Origin of the sequence: Catenuloplanes indicus, assembly GCF_030813715.1 — a bacterium.
GTDB classification, from domain to species: Bacteria; Actinomycetota; Actinomycetes; order Mycobacteriales; family Micromonosporaceae; genus Catenuloplanes; species Catenuloplanes indicus.
Map to the genome: position 1 here is coordinate 2,482,819 of NZ_JAUSUZ010000001.1, position 18,894 is coordinate 2,501,712.

An 18,894-nucleotide genomic window follows, 5' to 3' on the forward strand; every position below is an offset into this window, starting at 1 on the left:
AACGCATGCGTTTCACGCGTCTTGTGGCAGCGGCCGTCCTTGCGGCGGCCGCTGCCCTGCTACCGGCGTCCGCGGCCTCGGCCGCCGTCAACCAGACCTTCAACGTGTGGCACTGGAACGTCGCGGGTCTGAAGTTTCACGACGGCGGGACCGGGACCGGTCTGATCACGGTGCTGTCCAACTCGATCCGCAACCGCGGGTCGCACCTGGTCTCGCTGAACGAGCTGTGCTGGAGCCAGTACAAGGCGATCCAGTCGAACCTGCGCGGCTCCGGCTGGCCGCAGGACGTGGAGAACTTCTCCCGGTTCGAGTCGACCAACGACACCGGCTGCGACGGCGAGGAGGCCGGCATCGCGCTGTTCAGCAAGGCGCCGATGGGTACGGCGAACCGGGTGACGCTGCCGGAGGACGGTCGCACGGAGAAGCGCAAGCTGCTGTGCGCGCCGCTGGAGGCCCGGCCGCACCTGCGCTTCTGCACCACGCACATCACCACGCTGAGCACCGAGATCAACGGTTCGCCGATCAACGAGCAGCAGCTCGACGCGGTCCGCGCGCGGGTGGAGTCGTGGAACACGGCCGGCGACACCGTGATCATCGCGGGCGACTTCAACGCGCAGCCGAACTACAAGCGGCTGGACGGGTGGTACGCGCCGAGCGTGAACACGACCGCCAACCGCGGCAACAGCGGCGCGTACCGGGAGCTGGACGACCTGGACTCGCGCTGCCCCGGGTACGGCGAGAACACCGAGGACGACGGCACACCGGCCGGACCGTGCGGCCCGGGCAAGAAGATCGACCTGATCTTCGTGCGGGAGAGCCGGATCGCCGGCGCCTACGACGGCGACTCGCTCAGCATCTCGAACGACTGCGGCGGCCCGTGCTCCGACCACCGCATCGTGATCGGCACGGTCACCGTCTCGATCACGACCTGAAGCGGGCCGCCAGCTCCGCGGTGAGCGCCGGCCACGCGATCGGGTCGTGGCCGGGGACCACCGGGTAGCCGTACCGGGCCCCGATCCCCTTCAGCCGGCGGATCGGGGCCACGGTCTGCTCCGCGGTGACGCCCCGGAACGACCCGATCGCCCGCTCGTGCGCGATGTTCTCGGTCAGGTCGGCGGCGTCGCAGGCGAAGACGTACCCGCCGCCGCCGTCCAGGTGCACCAGGAAGCTCTGGTGGCCGGGCGTGTGCCCGGCGGTGAGCAGCGCGGTCACGCCGGGCACGATCTCGGTGTCGCCGTCCGCGAGCCGCCAGTCGATGCGCGGGTCGTCGTAGTCCACGCGCGCCATCGCGTACCGCTCCGGCTCCGGATGGTTGCTCAGCCCGTAGTCCAGCTCGGCGCGCTGCGCGTGCACCGGCACCCGGCCGGCGAAGTGCTTGAGCCCGCCCGCGTGGTCGACGTGCAGGTGGCTGAGCGCGACCCGGGTGACGTCGCGCAGGTCGATCCCGGCCGCGGCGAACGTCTCCTCGATCGGCTCACCCGGCCCGGGCAGCTCCGGCTGGTAGTTCGGGCTCGGGTAGAAGCGGCGGCGCAGCGCGGGGTCGCGCAGCAGCGCGGTGTTGAAGCCGGTGTCGATCAGCAGCCAGCCGTCGTCGTGCTCGAGCAGCAGGCCGGGTACGGGTTCGCGGACCCGCTCGGTCCGGGACGCGCCGTGCACGGACGCCGCGCGAGGCAGGTCCTCCCAGCCCAGCGTGAGCGCGATGATCCGCGTGACTCCCATGGATCCTAAGGTAGCTCATGTGGATCCAGATCCAGGCCTGGAAGAATGCCACACCGTGCAGATCACCGATGCTGACGACGACCGGATCGCGGACTACCGCGCGCTCACCGACGTGGAGCTGCGCACCAAGTGGGAGCCGCCGAACGGGTTGTTCATCGCGGAGGGCGAGCTGGTCATCCGGCGCGCGGTCCGGGCCGGCTACCGGCTGCGCAGCGTGCTGGTCGACGAGAAGCGGGTCGAGCAGCTCGCCGGCCTGCCCGGCGACGCGCCGTGCTACGCGGCCACGCCCGCGGTGCTGGAGTCGATCACCGGCTTCCACGTGCACCGCGGTGTGCTGGCGTCGTTCCACCGCAAGCCGCCCCGGTCGCTCGCCGAGGTGCTGGCCCCGGCCCGGCGGATCGCCGTGCTGGAGGGCCTGAACACGCACACGAACCTGGGCGCGCTGTTCCGCAGCGCGGCCGCGTTCGGGATGGACGCGGTGGTGCTGTCCCCGGACTGCGCGGACCCGCTCTACCGCCGCGCCGTGCGGGTGAGCATGGGCGAGGTGTTCGCGATCCCGTACGCGAAGGCGGAGGACTGGCCGGGCGCGCTGGACGAGATCCGCGCGGCCGGGTTCACGCTGCTGGCCATGACACCGGCGGCGGACTCCGTACCGTTGCAGGCGCTGACGGACGCGCAGCGGGCGCGACCGGCCGTGCTGCTCGGCGCGGAGGGCCCGGGACTGACCCGGCGGGCGCTGGCCGCGTCCGACGCGCGGGTGGCGATCCCGATGCACCGCGGCGTCGACTCGCTCAACGTGGCTACGGCGGCGGCGGTGGCGTTCTGGGAGCTGTCCCGGGCGGACTGACGCCGTTGCCGTCCGGGCGCGGCCGCAGCAGCGCGGCGGAGAAGAACAGGTAGACCGGGACGACCGCGGCCACCACGGAGATGATGGTGTCGGTCTGGTCGAGGCCGAGAATCCACACCATCACGCCGATCCCGGCCACGCACAGGATTCCGATGCCTGCCGTGAGCATCTGCCGCACCGACCCGGACCGCTGACGGAGCCAGCGCAGCAGGTAGAACACGAACGTCTCGACCGCGATGATCGCGGCGGCCACGCCGATCGCCACCCAGTGCGCCGCGATCATGACAGCGCCCGGTGCATCGCGTCGACGAACTCCCGGTCGACCTGCTGGTTGTCCCGCAGCGCCGCCAGCGCGTACCGCTTCACCACGCCGGCGAACGTGCGGTAGCCGGGGTGGATCGGGCGTAGCCGCGAATCCTCGACCAGGTCGCGCAGCAGGCCCAGGTGCGGGACGACCCGTACCACGCCGGCGTTGTCGTCGTAGGCACGCCGGTGCGTCGGCACGAACCCGTGCAGCGCCAGCACCTTCTGCGACTCCGGCGCGGTCAGGAACTCGATCAGCCGCCATGCCTGCTCCCGGTGCGGGCCGCCGCGTACCAGCGCCAGGTTCTGCCCGCCGAGCATGCCCTTCGGCAGCGGCAACAGGTCCAGCCGGTCGCCGGACGACGTGCTCGCCCGGCGGTTCGCCTCCAGCTGCGGCCACGCGGTCGGCCAGTTGCGCATGTAGCCGGTCGTGCCCTTGTTGAACTGGTCCGTGGCCTCCTGCTCGGAACCGGTCGTGCGCAGCCGCCCGGCCAGCACCGAGTTGCGGATCGTGTGCAGCACGGTCCGCCAGCGCAGCACCGCCTCGTCCGGTGGCAGCTGGGACAGCAGACCGTCCTCCTCCCGGATCAGGCCGGGGTCGAGCGTGGAGACCAGCTCCAGCACGTTGACCACGAACGCCTCCTCGGCCGACGAGTTCGCCGGGGCAAGCTGGGTCAGCAGCGTGCCCGGCGCCCGGTCGGTGAGGAAGTCGGCGAGCCGGGGCACCGCCTGGTCGTCGTCGCCGGGGACGCGCCGGAACATCACGCCGACGTCGGAGTTGAACGGCACCGCGTAGTCCCGGTCCTGCCACCGGCAGGTCTCCAGCGGCTTGGAGAGGTACGCGCGGTTGTGCGGGATCTCGATCGGCTCGATCAGCCCCTCCTTCGCGAACTCCGGCACGTCGACCAGGTCCAGGTTCACGATGTCGACGCTGTGCGTGCGGGCCGCGTTCTGCAACTCGATGCGCTGGTCCGAGCTGGTCGACCCGTAGGGGACGATGGCCGCCTCGGCCTCCGGATGCGCCACGTTCCACTGCCGGATCAGCGTCTCCCGGCCGCCCGAGGAGTCGGACCCGCTGCCGATGCGCAGCGTCACGTTTCGGGCAGGTGACGACAGCAGATAGGTGAGCGAGGCGGTGATCGATCCACAGGTGAGCACGCCGATGAGAAATGACCGGCGAGAGTACGGCTGCGCCATGGACACCCCCTGGTGACCTGCGTTAACGGCCTCCGAGCATAGAGTACGGTTACCAGCTCAACACCTTCGGTGGACGAATCCGAAAAGGATCTCCTGCGCCGCCGGCGGCACCTCGATCAGCGTGTAGACCGCCGGGGCGTCACCCACAGCGAGCCAGACCGGGAACTCGTACGGCTTCTTCACCTCGCCGAGCGCGTGCGGATCGCACCGGTTCGCGTCGATCGTGAGCGGCACGTCCAGCGTGGCCGCGCCGGCCGCGAGCGTGTGCGTGCCCGGTGCCGCGGTGAGCGTGTAGAGCACGCTGCCCCTGATCTCCGTCATCCGGACCGGTTCGGTGCCGCCGGTACGGGTCAGCCGGACCGTCGCGTCCAGCGCGCCGTCCGGCCGTTCGGCCAGGCCGGTCAGGGTCGCGGTGGCGACCCGCGCCACCTCGGCCTGCTCGCAGTCGGCGCGCAGGAGCGAGGTCAACAGCTCACTCGGGTGCGGCAGGGGCAGCGCGACCTCCCGGACACCGTCGCCGTTCCGGACGCCCAGCACGGCCGTGGCCGGCTCCGCGGTCAGCGTGCGCGCCGGGCCGGTGCAGACGCCCCGGCCGTACCCGATCCGGATGTCGGTGCGCACGTCGCCGGTAAGCACCAGCGTGTCCGTGTCGATCGGCCCGGCGCCGGTGAACGACGGCGACCGCAGCTCGGCGCGGACCACCTGGACCGGCGCGTCACCGCGGTTGCTCAGCTGGATCTTGACGGTGCGCGCGACCTGATCGGTGCGGTGCTGCACCAGTTCCGCGCTCAGCGGAACCTCGGGTACGTCGCTCGGGGCGGCCGCGCACGCCGCGGCCGCCCCGAGGACGACGACACCGATCAGGACAGGTCTACGCCGCACCCGGTCAAGCCTGGTCCACCCGGGACGGCTGGTAAAGACCCGAGATCGGGGACGGCGGGGACGCGGGCAGGCTCTTCGGCGTGTCCGGGTCGGCCGGCGCGCTCACCTCGGCCTCCGCGGCCCTGGCGGCGTCCGCGACCTCGCGGGCGGCCGCGGCGGCCTCCTCGGCGGCACGGGCCGCTTCCTCCTCGACCTCGGTCGCGACGCCGGCCGCGGCCGGTGCTGGTGTGTCGTTCGCGGTGCCGGCCAGCCCGCCGAGCGCACCGCCGAGGCCCTCGAGCGCCTTGGTCAGCTCCGCCGGGACCACCCACACCTTGTTCGCCGAGCCCTGCGCGATCTGCGGCAGCGCCTGCAGGTACTGGTAGGCCAGCACCTTCTGGCTCGGGTTCGCGGTGTGGATCGCGTCGAAGACCGTCTTGATCGCCTTGGCCTGGCCCTCCGCCTCCAGGATCCGGGACTGACGGTCACCGTCGGCCTTGAGGATCCGGGCCTGCTTGTCACCCTCGGCGGTGAGGATCGCGGACTGCTTGTGGCCCTCCGCGTTCAGGATCGCGGCCCGCCGGTCCCGCTCCGCGCGCATCTGCTTCTCCATCGAGTCGCGGATGCTGGACGGCGGCTCGATCGCCTTGATCTCCACGCGGGTGACCTTGATGCCCCAGCGGCCGGTGGTCTCGTCCAGCACGCCGGAGAGGTGCCGGTTGATCTCCTCACGGCTGGTCAGCGCACGCTCCAGGTCGAACGAGCCGATCACGTTGCGCAGCGTGGTCACGGTCAGCTGCTCGATCGCCTGCAGGAAGTTCGCGATCTGGTACGTCGCGTCCGACGAGTTCACGACCTTGAAGTAGAGCACCGTGTCGATCGAGACGCTCAGGTTGTCCGAGGTGATCATCCCCTGCGGCGGGAAGCTGACCACCTGCTCGCGCACGTCCACCTTGGTGCGGACCTGGTCGATGAACGGGACCAGCAGGTTCAGTCCCGGCGTCAGGGTGCGGTGGTAGCGGCCGAGCCGCTCCACGATGTACTCCCGCTGCTGCGGCACGATCTTCAGGGCCGAGGCGAGCGTGACCACCACGATCAGGGCGATGGCGCCGATCAGCACGCCGATGATTGTCTCCACCTATTCCTCCAGTTCCGACCGGGCCGCCGGGCCGATCCCCTCGCGCCAGACGTAGACGGTCGCTCCCCGCACTTTGATCACTCGCACGCGCTCGCCGGCCTCGTACGACTCCGTGTCGTCGAACGGCCGCGCGGTCCACAGCTCGCCGCCGATCTTCACCTGGCCGTGCTCGCCGTCGACCCGGTCGAGCACCAGCGCGGTCTCACCCTCCAGGCCCTGCGCGTCGAAATGGTGCGGGTCGCCGCCGTCCGCGCCGCCGAGCCGGTGCCGGCGGACGAGCGGCCAGAACGCGGCGACCGTGGCGGCGGAGACGCCGGCGAACACGGCGAGCTGCACGGCCACGCCGAAACCGAGCGCGGCGGCACCGGCCGCGGCGAACGCGCCGACCGCGAACATGATCAGGAAGAGCGACACCGTGAAGATCTCGGCGACGGCCAGAACGGCGCCGAGTGCGATCCACAGAAAGGGCTCCACGAACTGATCGTGTCACGCTCGCGCACGTACCGCGAACGCTGCGGATCTTGAATGATTCATGGCATCTACATACTGGGCCGCGCGGCAACATCCCGGTCGCCGGAAATGCGTTAGATTGGCGGGAATATACCGCACTGAGGGCGGTCGAATATGACGAATGCCTAACGAAAGAAATCCGACCGCCGGGCCCGAAACGGAGTTCACGTGTCGCTGTTGCCGGAAACCAGTCGGCGGGTCACCGAGATCGTCACGTCGGCGCAGTCGGCCGGCCGGGTGCCGTCACTGGTCCTCGGCGTGGTCCGGGACCGGGCGCTGGCCTGCTTCACCGGTGCCGGCGAGGCACCCCGCCCGGACGCCAAGACGCAGTACCGGATCGGCGCGATCACCAAGACGATGACCGCCGCCATGGTCATGCAGCTGCGCGACGAGGGCGCGTTCAACCTCGACGACCTGGTCTACCGGCACCTGCCCGGCACCTCGATCGGCGGCGTCACGCTGCGGCAGCTGCTCGCGCACGTGGCCGGCCTGCAACGGGAGCCGGACGGCGACTGGTGGGCACGCACCACCGGCGGCGACACGGACCGGCTGATCGAGGGCCTGTCGTTCGAGAAGATCTCCTGGCCGCCGTACCGGGCGTACCACTACTCCAACCTGGCGTACGGCGTGCTCGGCGCGGTGCTCCAGCGGGTCACCGGTGAGACCTGGCCGTCGCTGCTGGCCAAGCGCGTGATCGACCCGCTCGGCATGAAGCGCACCACCTACCACCCGGTCGAGCCGTTCGCTCGCGGCCACGTGGTGCACCCGTGGCAGCACACGCTCACCGAGGAGCCACGGCTCGACGCCGGCGCGATGGCCCCCGCCGGGCAGCTCTGGTCCACCATCACCGACCTGGCCAAGTGGGCCGGTTTCCTGGCCGACCCGGTGCCCACCGTGCTGTCCCGGGACACGGTCGCGGAGATGTGCGCGCCGGTCGCGATCAGCGACCTCGAGTCCTGGACGCACGGCCATGGGCTCGGCGTCGAACTGTTCCGGGTCGGGGAACGCGTCTTCACCGGCCACGGCGGCTCGATGCCCGGGTACGCCGCGCAGCTCACCGTGCACCGCCCGACCCGCACCGGCGTGGTCGCGTTCGCCAACGCCCACACCATGCCCACGCCCGGCGGCCTGCGCGCGGTCACCACGGACGCGCTCACCGCGGTCCTCGACCTGGAACCGCCGCTTCCCCGCCCGTGGCGCGGCGCCGGCACACCACCGCCGGCCGAGGCACTGCGGCTGTGCGGCCGCTGGTGGTGGATGGGCCGCGAGTACGAGATCACCTGGGCCGCGGAGGCGGCCGAGCTGCGCATGACGTGCGTGACGCTGCCGGACCGGGACGCCTGGCACTTCCGCCAGGAATCGCCGACCCGCTGGCGCGGCCACACCGGCTCCAACGCCGGCGAATTCCTTCAGCCGATCCTCGACGACTCCGGCTCGGTGACCTCATTGGACATCGCCACCGCGATCTTCACCCGCACTCCGGCCTGACGGCGACCGCGACATCGCGCGCCCGATGCGCTTTCCCGCCGCGCGTGGCGCACACGGGATTCACTGGCGCCGGGGCCTCCCGGCCGATGGCATCGCGCGCGTGAGATCACCGCCGAAGGCCGGAGGATCTCCGCTCCGCCTCGCCGAACGATCACGTCGACGGCGGTCTTACTCGCGGGTGACGCGTCACCCGTCCCCAGGCGACGCCGCGCCCCCTCCTAAGTGATCAATCGGGTGAGCAAAAGACGGATCGAGCATCGGAGTCGACCTACTTTTCGCACACCTGATTGACCACTCAGGCCTGCCGCGACGCTTTTCCCGCCTCGCAGCGGGCGACCGCGACTTCCCCGCCGCTCTGACCACGCATCCAACCGCCGGCACCCCTCGCGGCCAGGCCGCCACGGCATACCCCGCTGACCTCGTTGCCCGCTGTCGCACGACCCCCGCGCGAAGATTCGCCGCCCCGCGGCCCTGCCGCCGACGCACGCTCGGCCTGCCGCCACTCGCGTCCCGGCGGCCCCGCCGGGACGCGGGCGCGGCACCTTACGAACCCCCGACGGGAGTGGCGTGGTTTCACGCAACCACCCACGCAACCGGCAGGGAGGAGCGCCAGCGACGACCGGTGCCCGCGGGAGCATGCGGAAGGAGCCCACGCCGGAAGCGGGAAAGAGGTCCCTACAGCGCCAGAGGCGCGTTACAGGCCGCCACGAGAGCCCGGCGGCACGCGGTGGTCAACGGCCGGAGGGCCGCGTCGCGCTGCTGGGCCTCAAAGTTGTTCACCGCGCCGCCCGGGGCGGCCGTGGACGCGAGCGCGAGCACCCGGTCGAGCACGGACGCGCGGGCGTAGAGCCGGCGGGCGCGCGGGTCGAACCCGGCCGGGAGGTCGGTGCCGGCGTCCGGTTTGCGGAGTGCGGCCAGCGCGCCGGCCAGCTCCGGCTTCCAGGCGGCGACGTCGAGGCGGGTCAGCGCGTTCGTGGTCTCGGCCAGCGCGAGGGACAGGTCGGACTCGGCCTCGGCCGTGGACGGCTCGGTCAGCGCGGCACGCGGCGCGGTCTCCGGCAGCGGGTGGAAGCGCCACAGCACGGTGGAGAACGTCACGCCGGAGCCGGACGTGTGCGTGCGGACCTCCGGAACCAGGCCGAAGCCGCGGGCGACGATGCCCTCACCGGCCAGCAGCGCCGCGTTCGTGAACTCGCCGGGGCCGGGCAGGCCGCGCGGGTCACCGGGGACCGGCAGCACCAGCCGGATCTCGTCCGGATGGATCTTCGCGAACGCGGGGAGCGCGGCGCTGAGCGCGACCTCGGACCAGGTGCCGGGGGCGTCGGCGGCCAGGTGCTCCTCGTCGGGGGCGAAGCCGCCGATCTCCTCGGCCAGGTCGTCGAACGGGACGAGGCCGGCACGCCAGGCGCGCACCCAGGCCGTGAACCGGGTCGACCGGCGTGCCACCAGCGTCGTGGCGCCTGCGGTGGGGGACATGCAGAGAAGGGTACGGCGTGGGTACGACGATTGTCGCGCGTCGCACTGTCGAGAACGTCACGCGACCGCGGCGTGGGTGATGGTTCCGCAAACGTGAGCGGGTTACCGTCCTGACCATGTATGGGGAGGACGTACTGGCCGGGAACCGGCGCCGCCGCAGGACGATCCCGGTCGTGGAGGCCGAGCTCGACCTGGTCGTCGAGGACGTGTCGTCCGGCTTCTGCGGCGCGGTGGTCGGCTTCGAGTACGGCGCGGTCGTGCTGGAGGACCGCCACGGCCGGCGCCGCAACTTCCCGCTCGACCCGGCCGCGTTCCTGCTCGACGGCGTGCCGGTCACGCTGACCCGCCCGGTCGCGAAGCAGGCCGCGCCGGGCCGCCGGCTGACCGCGTCCGGTTCGATCGCGGTCGCGAACGTGCCCGCGCAGGTCGCCAAGGCCAGCCGCATCTGGGTCGAGGGCATCCACGACGCCACGCTCGTCGAACGCGTCTGGGGCGACGACCTGCGCGTCGAGGGCGTGGTGGTGGAACCGCTGGACGGCATCGACGACCTGGCCGCGGCGGTCGCGCAGTTCCGGCCGTCCGCCGAGCGCCGCCTCGGCGTGCTGGTCGACCACCTGGTCCCGGGCTCCAAGGAGAGCCGCATCGTCGCGTCCGTGACGTCGCCGCACGTGCTGGTGACCGGCCACCCCTACGTGGACGTCTGGCAGGCCGTGAAGCCGGACCGGGTCGGCATCCGCGCCTGGCCGGAGGTGCCGCGCGGCGTGCCGTGGAAGGAGGGCGTGTGCGCCGCGCTCGGCGTCGCCACCCCGCAGGACATGTGGCGCCGCGTGCTGACCTCGGTCAGCAGCTACCGCGACCTGGAGACGCCACTGATCAACTCCATGGAGCGCCTGATCGACTTCGTGACGATCCAGGAATAGATCTTCCCGCTTCCGGCGTGGTCGCGTTCCGCACGCTCCCGCGGGCACCGGTCGTCGCCGGCGCTCCTCCCTGTCCGTTCCGGCGTGTGGCCGGGAAACCCCGGGGTGCGCTGCTAGTCCTGTATCGGAGCGGAGCGTCGTCTGGGTGTGCGGGGCGGAATCCCTCGTACCGGTGTTGTATGTGGGCTTTTGCGACGTGCGGCCAGGCGGCGCCTGGGCCTCGCCGCAGCCCGGCCAGCCACTTCGATACAGGACCTAGAGCAAGGGCTCGACCGGGCGGCGGCGGGCGTGTTCGTAGACCAGGGTGGTGCGCAGGTCCGCCACGGCCCAGTGGGCGGCGAGGCGGTCCAGGACCAGCGAGTCGAGCTCGCCGGTGCCGGGGACGGCCACGTGCACCAGGAAGTCCTCCGCGCCCGCGGTGTGGAACGCCGCGATCGTCTCCGGCAGCGCCAGGGCCAGCACGCGGAACTCGTCGACGGCCGCGCGGGTCTTCGGTTGCAGGCGCACGCCGATGATGGCCTGCACCGGGCGGCCCAGCGCGGGCAGGTCGACCTCGCTGTGGTGGCCGGTGATGACGCCGTCCGCGTGCAGCAGGCGCACGCGTTCCAGGCAGGTGGACTCGGCCGTGCCGATGATCCGGGCCAGCTCGCGGTTCGTCTGCCGCGCGTTGCGCTGCAGCTCGGCGAGCAGGCGCCGGTTCACCGTATCGAAATTCGGCACAAACCAGGACTATACCGACGGAGTGGCCCCGCCGACCTCGATGTCGTCGACCTTCACGTTGACGGCGGACACGGTCAGGCCGTACTTCTCGACCGCCTCGATCACGGCCACGCGCACCGCCTCGGTCACGTCGGACACGACCGCGCCGGCCTCGATCACCAAAACGACGTTGATCTCGGCGGCGGTGCCGGTGATCTTCGCGTTGACGCCGCGGGTGGCGTCGCCGACCGTGTCCAGCCCGACCCGGTCGAACACGGTGTTGAAGAAGCGCGCCACGTCGCCGCCGAGGTCGGTCACGCCGGGCACGGTCCGGGCGGCCGCGGCCGCGATCTTCTCGACGACCTCGTCGTCCACGCTGGTCGTACCGCGCGTGGCGCCGTTGTCCGCAACGTCGGTCATGTCTGCATCTCCCCCACATCTATGAACTGCGGGGGCAGCCTACAAGGATCTCTCAGATCTCGTCGATCAGGTCCGCGACGGAGTTGACCACACGCGACGGCCGGTAGGGATAGCGGTCCGCCTCCACCTCGTCCGAGATGCCGGACAGCACCAGGATCGTGTGCAGCCCCGCCTCCAGTCCGCAGAGGACGTCGGTGTCCATCCGGTCGCCGATCATCGCGGTGGTCTCGGAGTGCGCCTCGATGGTGTTCAGCGCGGAGCGCATCATCATCGGGTTCGGCTTGCCCACGAAGTACGGGTCCACGCCGGTCGCCTTGGAGATCATCGCGGCGACCGAACCGGCGGCCGGCAGCGCGCCCTCGACGGACGGGCCGGTCGGGTCCGGGTTCGTGCAGATGAACTTGGCGCCGTCGTTGATCAGCCGGACCGCCTTGGTGATCGCCTCGAAGCTGTACGTCCGGGTCTCGCCGAGCACCACGTAGTCCGGGTCGTAGTCGGACAGGATGTAGCCGACCGCGTGCATCGCGGTGGTCAGCCCGGCCTCACCGATCACGTACGCGGTGCCGCCCGGCCGCTGGTCGGACAGGAACTGCGCGGTGGCGAGCGCGGCGGTCCAGATCGCCGACTCCGGCACCTCGAAACCCATCCGGGACAGCCGGGCGTGCAGGTCCCGCGGCGTGTAGATGGAGTTGTTCGTCAAGATCAGGAACGGCTTGCCGGACGACCGCAGCCGGTTGATGAACTCGGGCGCGCCCGGCACCGGCTGGCCCTCGTGCACCAGCACGCCGTCCATGTCGGTCAGCCAGCTCTCCACCGGCTTGCGCTCGGCACCCATCGGCCTCTCCCTCGGGAAGATCACACCACGGAAGCTCATCGAGCCGGACGGGCCGGCGGCTTGCAGCAGTCCACCGCACAGTAGTCCCACACCGGGATGCTGCCCAGCCGCCGCCCCGGCGTCGAGACGCAGACCGGCTCGGGCGCGGTGAACGGTGCCCGCACGCCGCCGGTGGCCGGCTCGGACAGCCGCTCCAGCACCAGCTCGCGCACCATGGTCACGTAACGCGGGTCGTGGCCGGGCGTGCCGGCCCGGGCGTAGCCGAGGCCCAGTTCCTCCGCGGTCTCCTTGGCCTCGTTGTCCAGGTCCCAGAGGACCTCGAGGTGGTCGGAGACGAAGCCGATCGGGCTGACCGCGACGTCCGTGACGCCCTTCTCGGCGAGCGCGGCCAGGTGGTCGTTGATGTCCGGCTCCAGCCACGGCACCTGCGGCGGGCCGGAGCGGCTCTGCCAGACCAGGTCCCACTCCAGGCCGGCGCCGGCCCGCTCCGCGACCAGCGCGGCGGTCTCCATCAGCTGGGCCTCGTAGCGCCCGCCGGCCGGTCCCGCGGTCGCGGCCATCGAGTTCGGGATGGAGTGCGCGGTGAACACGATCCGGGTGGTCTCCCGGCGTGCCGGGTCGAGCGTGGCCAGCGCGTCGCGGAGCGCTTCCGCGTGCGGCTCGACGAAGCCCGGGTGGTCCCAGAACTGGCGCAGCTTGTGGATCTCGGGCGCACCCTCGACCGCCGCGTGCGCCTTCTCGATGTCCTCCCAGTACTGCCGGCAGGACGAGTAGCCGCCGTACGCGCTGGTCGCGAAGCCGAGCGCGGTCTTGATGCCGTCCGCCTTCATCTGCGCGAACGTGTCCGCCATCATCGGGTGCCAGTTGCGGTTGCCCCAGTAGATCGGCAGATCCAGCCCGTTCGCGGCGAAGTCGGCCGTCAGCGCGGCGATCAGGTCGCGGCACTGCTGATTGATCGGGGACACGCCGCCGAAGTGCATGTAGTGCTCGGCGACCGCGAGCAGGCGTTCACGCGGCACCCCCCGGCCCCGGACCACGTTCTCCAGGAACGGCATCACGTCATCGGGCCCCTCGGGCCCGCCGAACGACATCACCAGCAACGCGTCGTAACCCACGGCCCCAGTCTGCCCGCTCGACCCGGAACGCGAGGCGTCAGCCCCCTAGAAACGCGACAAACACAACACCATCAGCGGGTACGGACGGAAGCCCGCACCCGCTGATGGCGAAGTTCTTCAGGCGCCGATCACCGCGCAGCTGAATCCCACGTTCCACGCGACCGGCGCGAAGATCATGCGCCGATCACCGCACAGCTGAATCCCACGTTCCACACGACCGGCGCGAAGATCATGCGCCGATCGCGTGGAAGCCACCGTCGACATGCACGATCTCGCCGGTCGTGGCCGGGAACCAGTCGGACAGCAGCGCCAGGATCGCCTTCGCGGCCGGCTCGGTGTCGTAGAGGTCCCACTTGATCGGGGCCCGCTTGGTCCACTCGTCCTCGAACTGCTCGAAGCCGGGGATCGACTTCGCGGCCATCGTGCGCAGCGGGCCGGCCGCGACCAGGTTGCTGCGGATGCCCTGCTTGCCGAGGTGCAGCGCCAGGTAGCGGTTCGCCGACTCCAGACCCGCCTTCGCGACGCCCATCCAGTCGTAGACCGGCCAGGCCACGGTCGCGTCGAAGGTGAGGCCGACGATGCCGGAGCCCGGCGCCATCAGCGGCGCGCACGCCTTGGCCAGCGCCGGGTACGAGTACGTGGAGACCTGCACGGCCGTGGCCACGTCCTCCCACGGCGCGTCCATGAACCCGCCGCCGAGGCAGCTCTGCGGCGCGAAGCCGATCGAGTGCACCACGCCGTCCAGCCCGTCGACGTGCTCGCGCACCTTGTCGGCCAGGCCGTCCAGGTGCTCCTTGCTGGACACGTCCAGCTCGATGACCGGCACCGGCTTGGGCAGGCGCTTCGCGGTGCGCTCGACCAGCGACAGCCGGCCGAAGCCGGTCAGCACGATCTCCGCACCGGCCTCCTGCGCGAGCTTGGCCGTGGAGAACGCGATCGACTGATCGGTGAGCACGCCGGTGATCAGCAGGCGCTTGCCCGCAAGCAATCCAGACACTGTTCGTTTATCCCTTTTCAGTGAGGTGACTCAGTGGCCCATGCCCATGCCGCCGTCGACCGGGATGACCGCGCCGGTGACGTAGACCGCGCCGTCGCTCGCCAGCCACGTGACCACGGACGCGACCTCCTCCGGCGTGGCCATCCGGCCGAGCGGGATCTGCTTCTTGATCTCCGCCTTGCGCTCGTCGGAGAGCACGTCGGTCATCGCGGTGTCGATGAAGCCGGGCGCCACCACGTTCGCCGTGATGTTGCGCGACGCCAGCTCGCGGGTGATCGACCGGGCCACGCCGACCAGGCCCGCCTTGCTGGCCGCGTAGTTGACCTGGCCCGGGTTGCCGGACAGGCCGACCACCGAGGAAATGAAGATCATGCGGCCCCAGCGGGCGCGGACCATCTTCGGCGTGGCGCGCTTGGCCACCCGGAACGCGCCGGTCAGGTTGGTCTCGACCACATCGGTGAACTGCTCGTCCGTCATCCGCAGCAGCAGCGTGTCCGCGGTCATGCCGGCGTTCGCCACCAGCACCTCGACCGGGCCGAGCTTCTCCTCGACCTGAGTGAACGCGGCGTCGATCGAGGCCGGGTCGGTCATGTCGCACTGCACGCCGTACAGGTCGCCGTCGGGTGCACCGGTCCCCCGGTGGGTGATCGCCACCCGGTCGCCCTGCTTGGCGAACGCCTGGGCGATGGACAGCCCGATCCCGCGGTTGCCTCCGGTCACCAGCACCGTGCGCGCCACGGTCACTCCCTCTCTCGGCCTGCCGGTCGGCGGGCGGTCGGGCTGAGCCTAGGTGCTACCGATTGGTAAACGGTAACCGTCGGTGCCGGTGAGCCGGGTCATACCACGGTATGAGCACCCGGGAGGCACGACACCGTGATGTCACCCGCCGTAGCCTGCCGGTGTGCCCTCCGCCTCACCGCTCCGGCGGCCCACTCCGCTGCGCGATCTCGGCCGGCTGATCGCCGGTCCCGACTACCCGTTCCCGCCGCCGCGGCCGGGCTCGCGATGGGCGCGGGCGCGGCGCTGGCTCGTACCGCTGGGGCTGCTGGTGATCGTCGCGCTGACCGCCGCGGGCGCGGCCTATCTGCAGGGGCAGCGCGACCTCTCGGTCGAGGTGGCGACGCTGCTCTCCGCGGCCGGCACGGTACCGCTGCTGTTCGTGTTCTGGCGGCCGCTGATCGCGTGGCGGTTCGCCTACGCCGGGGCGTTCGTCGGCGCGCTGTGGGCCGACCGGGAGACCGCGGACTGGCCGTGGAACCCGGTGCAGATCCTGGTCCTGCTGCTGGTCTTCGGCGTCGTCTCGGCCCGGGCCAAGGGCGGCATGGTGCTCTGGATCGCGCTGCTGATGGCGATCCCCTGCTTCGTCTACACGCCGAACGACAACGCGTACGCGGTCTGGATGCTGTTCCTGGTCGTGATCGTGCTCGGCGACCAGGTGCGCCGGCGCACCCGCGCCCAGCAGAGCCTGGAGGCGCAGGAGGAGATCACCGACCTGGCCCGGGCGCAGCGCGCGGTGCTGGAGGAGCGGGCCCGGATCGCGCGTGAGATGCACGACGTGGTCGCTCACCACATGTCGATGATCGCGGTGCGCGCGGAGACCGCGCCGTACCGGCTGGCCGGGCTGCCCGGGCCGGCCAGCGACGAGTTCGCCGCGATCGCCGGTGCGGCCCGGGAGACGCTGGCCGACATGCGGCGGCTGCTCGGCGTGCTGCGCACCAACCGGGAGGACGATCCGCAGCTGGCGCCGCAGCCGACGCTCGCCGGCCTGCCCGCGCTGATCGGCACCGCGGCCGCCGCGGGCATGCCGGTCACGCTGGAGATGGACGAGATCGCACCGGCACCGCCGGAGCCGGTGTCGCTGGCCGCGTACCGGATCGTGCAGGAGGCGGTGGCGAACGCGGGCCGGCACGCGCCGGGCGCGGTGGTCCGGGTGCGGATCTTCGCGGACGACGGCGTCCTGCGGGTCACGGTGGCGAACGGGCCGGCACCGGCCGGCTCCACGGCGCTGTCGCCGGGCGGGTCCGGGCACGGTTTGATGGGCATGCGGGAGAGGGCGCAGGCTCTCAGCGGCACGTTCGTCGCGATGCCGTCCCGCGGCGGTTTCGAGGTGTCCGCCACGCTTCCCCTGTCACCGGAGCCCGGCATCCGCCCCGGCCGACCGGCCGCCGACCCGACTGAAGGCTGAGAATTCATTGATCAAGGTGTTGATCGCCGACGACCAGGCCATGGTGCGCGAAGGTTTCGGTGCGCTGCTGGCCGCGCAGCCCGACCTGGTGGTGGTCGGTTCCGCCGCGAACGGCGAGCAGGCCGTCACCGAGACCCGCCGCCTCGACCCGGACGTGGTGCTGATGGACGTCCGCATGCCGGTCATGGACGGCCTCGAGGCGACCCGGCGGCTGCTCGCCGACCCCGGCGCGGACCGGCCCAGGGTGCTCATCCTGACCACGTTCGACCTGGACGACTACGTCTTCGAGGCGCTGCGCGCCGGGGCCAGCGGGTTCCTGCTCAAGGACGCACCCGGCGCCGACCTGGTGCAGGCCGTCCGGGTGGTCGCGGCCGGCGAGGCGCTGCTGGCCCCGTCCGTCACCCGCCGGCTGATCGCGGAGTTCACCGCGCGCCCGGCACCGCGGGAACGACCGCGCCCGACCGCGCTGAACGCGCTCACCGCCCGGGAGACCGAGGTGCTGCGGCTGATCGCGCGCGGCCGCTCGAACACCGAGATCGCCGCCGACCTGGTGGTCGCGGAGCAGACCGTGAAGACCCACGTCGGCCGGATCCTCGGCAAGCTCGGCCTGCGCGACCGGGCCCAGGCGGTCGTGCTGGCCTACGAGACCGGGCTGATCTCACCCGGCGAGTAGTGATACCCCGGTGGTGATGAACGGATCACGGTTCGGTCACGTACCTCCGGAAAGCCAGTCGAAAGGCGGCTCTGGAGAGGGACGAGACACCGGCGGCCGGTGCCGCACCGTGTCCTCTCCACCGACGAGAGGACCGCCATGACCGGACGCATGCTGATCACCGCCCTGGTCGCCGTGGTGCTGTGGGCGTACCTGCCGATGCTGCCCGTACACCACCCGGCCCGGGTCCGGCCGCGGCTGGCCGCCACCATCTCCGGCGCCCTGGCCGGCTGCGGCACGCCGCACGAGTGCGCGCTGCGGATCGACCAACTGTACGCGCTCAGCACCGCGTCGATGCGCGCGGCCGGGCCGCCGTACGCGTCGTGGGCCGGCCGCACGTTCCTCGGCTTCGACCCGCGCGGCGACGGGCAGGCCGTCGAGGTGGTCGGCGACCTGGCCACGGCCGAACGGATCACGATCGTCGTCCCCGGCGTCGCGACCACGCTGGACACGTTCACCCGCGGTCTCGGCGACGTCGCGCGGCGCGCGCCCGCGGTTCAGGCCAGGGCGATCCACGAGGCCGCGCTGGCGCACGACCCGCACGCCCGGGTCGCGGTCATCGCCTGGCTCGGCTACGACCCGCCGGACGGCGTCGGTGTCTCCGCCGCGCGCGAGGAGGTCGCCCGCTCCGGCGCCCGCGCCCTCGGCGAGCTGTTGTCCGCGCTCCGCCCCGGCGTACCCGTCACGCTGGTCGGTCACAGCTACGGCGCGATCGTGGCCGGGCTGGCCGTCCGCGTCGGCGCGCCCGCGGTCACCGACCTGGTCGCGCTCGGCGCGCCCGGCATCGGCGCCGCGAAGGCCGCCGACTTGCCGGGGGTACGGGTCTGGGCCGCCCGCGCCGACGCCGACTGGATCGCGCGCGTGCCGGCCGGACGCCTGCTCGGCTTCGGTCTCGGCACGCCGCCGTCCGCACCGTCGTTCGGCGCGCTGCCGCTGCCGACCGCACCGTCCACCGTGCACGACGCGTACCTGACCGACGGCTCCCCCACGCTCCCGGCCGTGGCCGCGCTCGCGCTGCCCACCGTGGCCGCGCACTGACTTGTCACGATCGGGTTGCGGTGACCGTTGTCCATGATCGGACAACGGTCACGCTCGGTGTTGCCCACCTTTCCTGCCGTGCAGCGGAGATCGACAGGTTTGGTGCCCGTCGATCGCGGGAACTCTCCGCCCTGATCAGGTGTTATGCACGTCGGCTGCCGTCCGCTCGGTCCACGCCGTCCACTCGCGACACGATGCTCGTGTTCACCGGATGGTCAAACACGGTCGTGCGTCACGGGTGTAGGGTGGCCCTCGGTTCGGTCCGGAACGACTGCGGGAGGTGATTGCTATGCGAGATAGCGATCCCCCCAGTCATAGCCGGGCCACCCGTCAGTTCCGCTGACGCCGCTCCCGGCGTCTCCGTTCAGCGACTGACCCGGTGACCGCTTCCTGCCTCCACTCCCGCCCCCGCTTTCCCGGGGCCGGGCCTTTCG

Annotated in this window: 20 protein-coding genes; 7 read left to right on the forward strand and 13 right to left on the reverse strand. The window is 71.7% G+C overall.

The features are described from left to right. Window positions 1-5: 5 nt before the first annotated feature. Window positions 6-932: an endonuclease/exonuclease/phosphatase family protein gene (locus tag J2S42_RS11170; RefSeq protein WP_307238270.1), complete on the forward strand. Its 927-nt coding sequence runs from the start codon at window positions 6-8 to the stop codon at window positions 930-932. Here the strand turns inward: J2S42_RS11170 and J2S42_RS11175 are convergent. After that, window positions 922-1,719: an N-acyl homoserine lactonase family protein gene (locus tag J2S42_RS11175; RefSeq protein WP_307238272.1), complete on the reverse strand. Its 798-nt coding sequence runs from the start codon at window positions 1,717-1,719 to the stop codon at window positions 922-924. The two genes, J2S42_RS11170 and J2S42_RS11175, sit on opposite strands and share 11 nt — an antisense overlap. Before the next feature lie 55 nt (window positions 1,720-1,774). Between J2S42_RS11175 and J2S42_RS11180 the strand changes: the two genes are divergently transcribed. Then, window positions 1,775-2,566: a TrmH family RNA methyltransferase gene (locus J2S42_RS11180; RefSeq protein ID WP_307238274.1), complete on the forward strand. Its 792-nt coding sequence runs from the start codon at window positions 1,775-1,777 to the stop codon at window positions 2,564-2,566. On the opposite strand, the gene J2S42_RS11185 is transcribed toward J2S42_RS11180, so the two are convergent. Genes J2S42_RS11185 through J2S42_RS11205 form a run of 5 tightly spaced genes read right to left on the reverse strand, consistent with a single transcriptional unit; the run spans window position 2,520 to window position 6,539 of the window. Then, the gene (locus J2S42_RS11185; RefSeq protein WP_307238276.1) at window positions 2,520-2,849 is read right to left on the reverse strand and encodes a hypothetical protein; all 330 of its coding nucleotides are present in this window, start codon (window positions 2,847-2,849) and stop codon (window positions 2,520-2,522) included. The two genes, J2S42_RS11180 and J2S42_RS11185, sit on opposite strands and share 47 nt — an antisense overlap. Beyond that, entirely contained in the window at window positions 2,846-4,066 is a 1,221-nt protein-coding gene (locus J2S42_RS11190) for an extracellular solute-binding protein (protein WP_307238278.1), read from the reverse strand. Before J2S42_RS11190 ends, J2S42_RS11185 begins: the two co-directional genes overlap by 4 nt. 57 nt (window positions 4,067-4,123) lie before the next feature. Next, window positions 4,124-4,948: a hypothetical protein gene (locus tag J2S42_RS11195; RefSeq protein WP_307238280.1), complete on the reverse strand. Its 825-nt coding sequence runs from the start codon at window positions 4,946-4,948 to the stop codon at window positions 4,124-4,126. A gap of 4 nt (window positions 4,949-4,952) precedes the next feature. Next, window positions 4,953-6,065 carry an SPFH domain-containing protein gene (locus J2S42_RS11200; RefSeq protein WP_307238282.1) on the reverse strand — a complete coding sequence of 371 codons (1,113 nt, stop codon included), beginning with the start codon at window positions 6,063-6,065 and terminating at the stop codon, window positions 4,953-4,955. Further along, the gene (locus J2S42_RS11205) at window positions 6,066-6,539 is read right to left on the reverse strand and encodes an NfeD family protein (RefSeq protein WP_307238284.1); all 474 of its coding nucleotides are present in this window, start codon (window positions 6,537-6,539) and stop codon (window positions 6,066-6,068) included. A 204-nt stretch (window positions 6,540-6,743) separates the two neighbouring features. Here J2S42_RS11205 and J2S42_RS11210 point away from each other — a divergent pair, with 204 nt between their 5' ends. Then, complete coding sequence (locus J2S42_RS11210; RefSeq protein ID WP_307238286.1) at window positions 6,744-8,063, forward strand: serine hydrolase domain-containing protein; 1,320 nt, start codon at window positions 6,744-6,746, stop codon at window positions 8,061-8,063. A 675-nt stretch (window positions 8,064-8,738) separates the two neighbouring features. Here J2S42_RS11210 and J2S42_RS11215 read toward each other — a convergent pair. Beyond that, on the reverse strand, window positions 8,739-9,539 hold the full coding sequence (locus J2S42_RS11215; RefSeq protein ID WP_307238288.1) for an Rv1486c family protein: 801 nt from the start codon (window positions 9,537-9,539) through the stop codon (window positions 8,739-8,741). 116 nt (window positions 9,540-9,655) lie between these two features. On the opposite strand from J2S42_RS11215, the gene J2S42_RS11220 reads away from it, so the two are divergent. Then, window positions 9,656-10,459 (forward strand): DUF3097 domain-containing protein, encoded by an 804-nt coding sequence (locus J2S42_RS11220; protein WP_307238289.1) that lies wholly within the window; start codon window positions 9,656-9,658, stop codon window positions 10,457-10,459. Window positions 10,460-10,714: 255 nt separating this feature from the next. On the opposite strand, the gene J2S42_RS11225 is transcribed toward J2S42_RS11220, so the two are convergent. The 6 genes from J2S42_RS11225 to fabG all read right to left on the reverse strand — a co-directional run bounded on the left by J2S42_RS11225 (window position 10,715) and on the right by fabG (window position 15,263). Continuing rightward, a complete protein-coding gene (locus tag J2S42_RS11225) occupies window positions 10,715-11,179 on the reverse strand; it encodes an Lrp/AsnC family transcriptional regulator (protein ID WP_307238291.1) in 465 nt (154 codons plus the stop codon). Between the two features lie 9 nt (window positions 11,180-11,188). Next, window positions 11,189-11,578, reverse strand: a complete 390-nt coding sequence (locus J2S42_RS11230) for an Asp23/Gls24 family envelope stress response protein (RefSeq protein WP_307238293.1) — start codon at window positions 11,576-11,578, stop codon at window positions 11,189-11,191. A gap of 52 nt (window positions 11,579-11,630) precedes the next feature. After that, the gene (locus J2S42_RS11235) at window positions 11,631-12,413 is read right to left on the reverse strand and encodes an HAD-IIA family hydrolase (RefSeq protein WP_310410273.1); all 783 of its coding nucleotides are present in this window, start codon (window positions 12,411-12,413) and stop codon (window positions 11,631-11,633) included. Window positions 12,414-12,448: 35 nt separating this feature from the next. Next, a complete protein-coding gene (locus J2S42_RS11240) occupies window positions 12,449-13,528 on the reverse strand; it encodes a ferrochelatase (RefSeq protein WP_307238296.1) in 1,080 nt (359 codons plus the stop codon). Between the two features lie 229 nt (window positions 13,529-13,757). Then, window positions 13,758-14,525, reverse strand: a complete 768-nt coding sequence (gene fabI / locus J2S42_RS11245) for an enoyl-ACP reductase FabI (protein ID WP_307238298.1) — start codon at window positions 14,523-14,525, stop codon at window positions 13,758-13,760. Window positions 14,526-14,555: 30 nt separating this feature from the next. After that, window positions 14,556-15,263, reverse strand: a complete 708-nt coding sequence (gene fabG, locus J2S42_RS11250) for a 3-oxoacyl-[acyl-carrier-protein] reductase (protein ID WP_307238300.1) — start codon at window positions 15,261-15,263, stop codon at window positions 14,556-14,558. A gap of 163 nt (window positions 15,264-15,426) precedes the next feature. Here fabG and J2S42_RS11255 point away from each other — a divergent pair, with 163 nt between their 5' ends. The 3 genes from J2S42_RS11255 (at window position 15,427) to J2S42_RS11265 (ending at window position 18,460) form a co-directional block, all read left to right on the forward strand. Further along, window positions 15,427-16,710: a sensor histidine kinase gene (locus J2S42_RS11255; RefSeq protein ID WP_307238302.1), complete on the forward strand. Its 1,284-nt coding sequence runs from the start codon at window positions 15,427-15,429 to the stop codon at window positions 16,708-16,710. A gap of 7 nt (window positions 16,711-16,717) precedes the next feature. Next, entirely contained in the window at window positions 16,718-17,383 is a 666-nt protein-coding gene (locus J2S42_RS11260; protein ID WP_307238305.1) for a response regulator, read from the forward strand. A gap of 138 nt (window positions 17,384-17,521) precedes the next feature. Next, a complete protein-coding gene (locus J2S42_RS11265; RefSeq protein WP_307238306.1) occupies window positions 17,522-18,460 on the forward strand; it encodes an alpha/beta hydrolase in 939 nt (312 codons plus the stop codon). Window positions 18,461-18,894 lie beyond the last annotated feature (434 nt).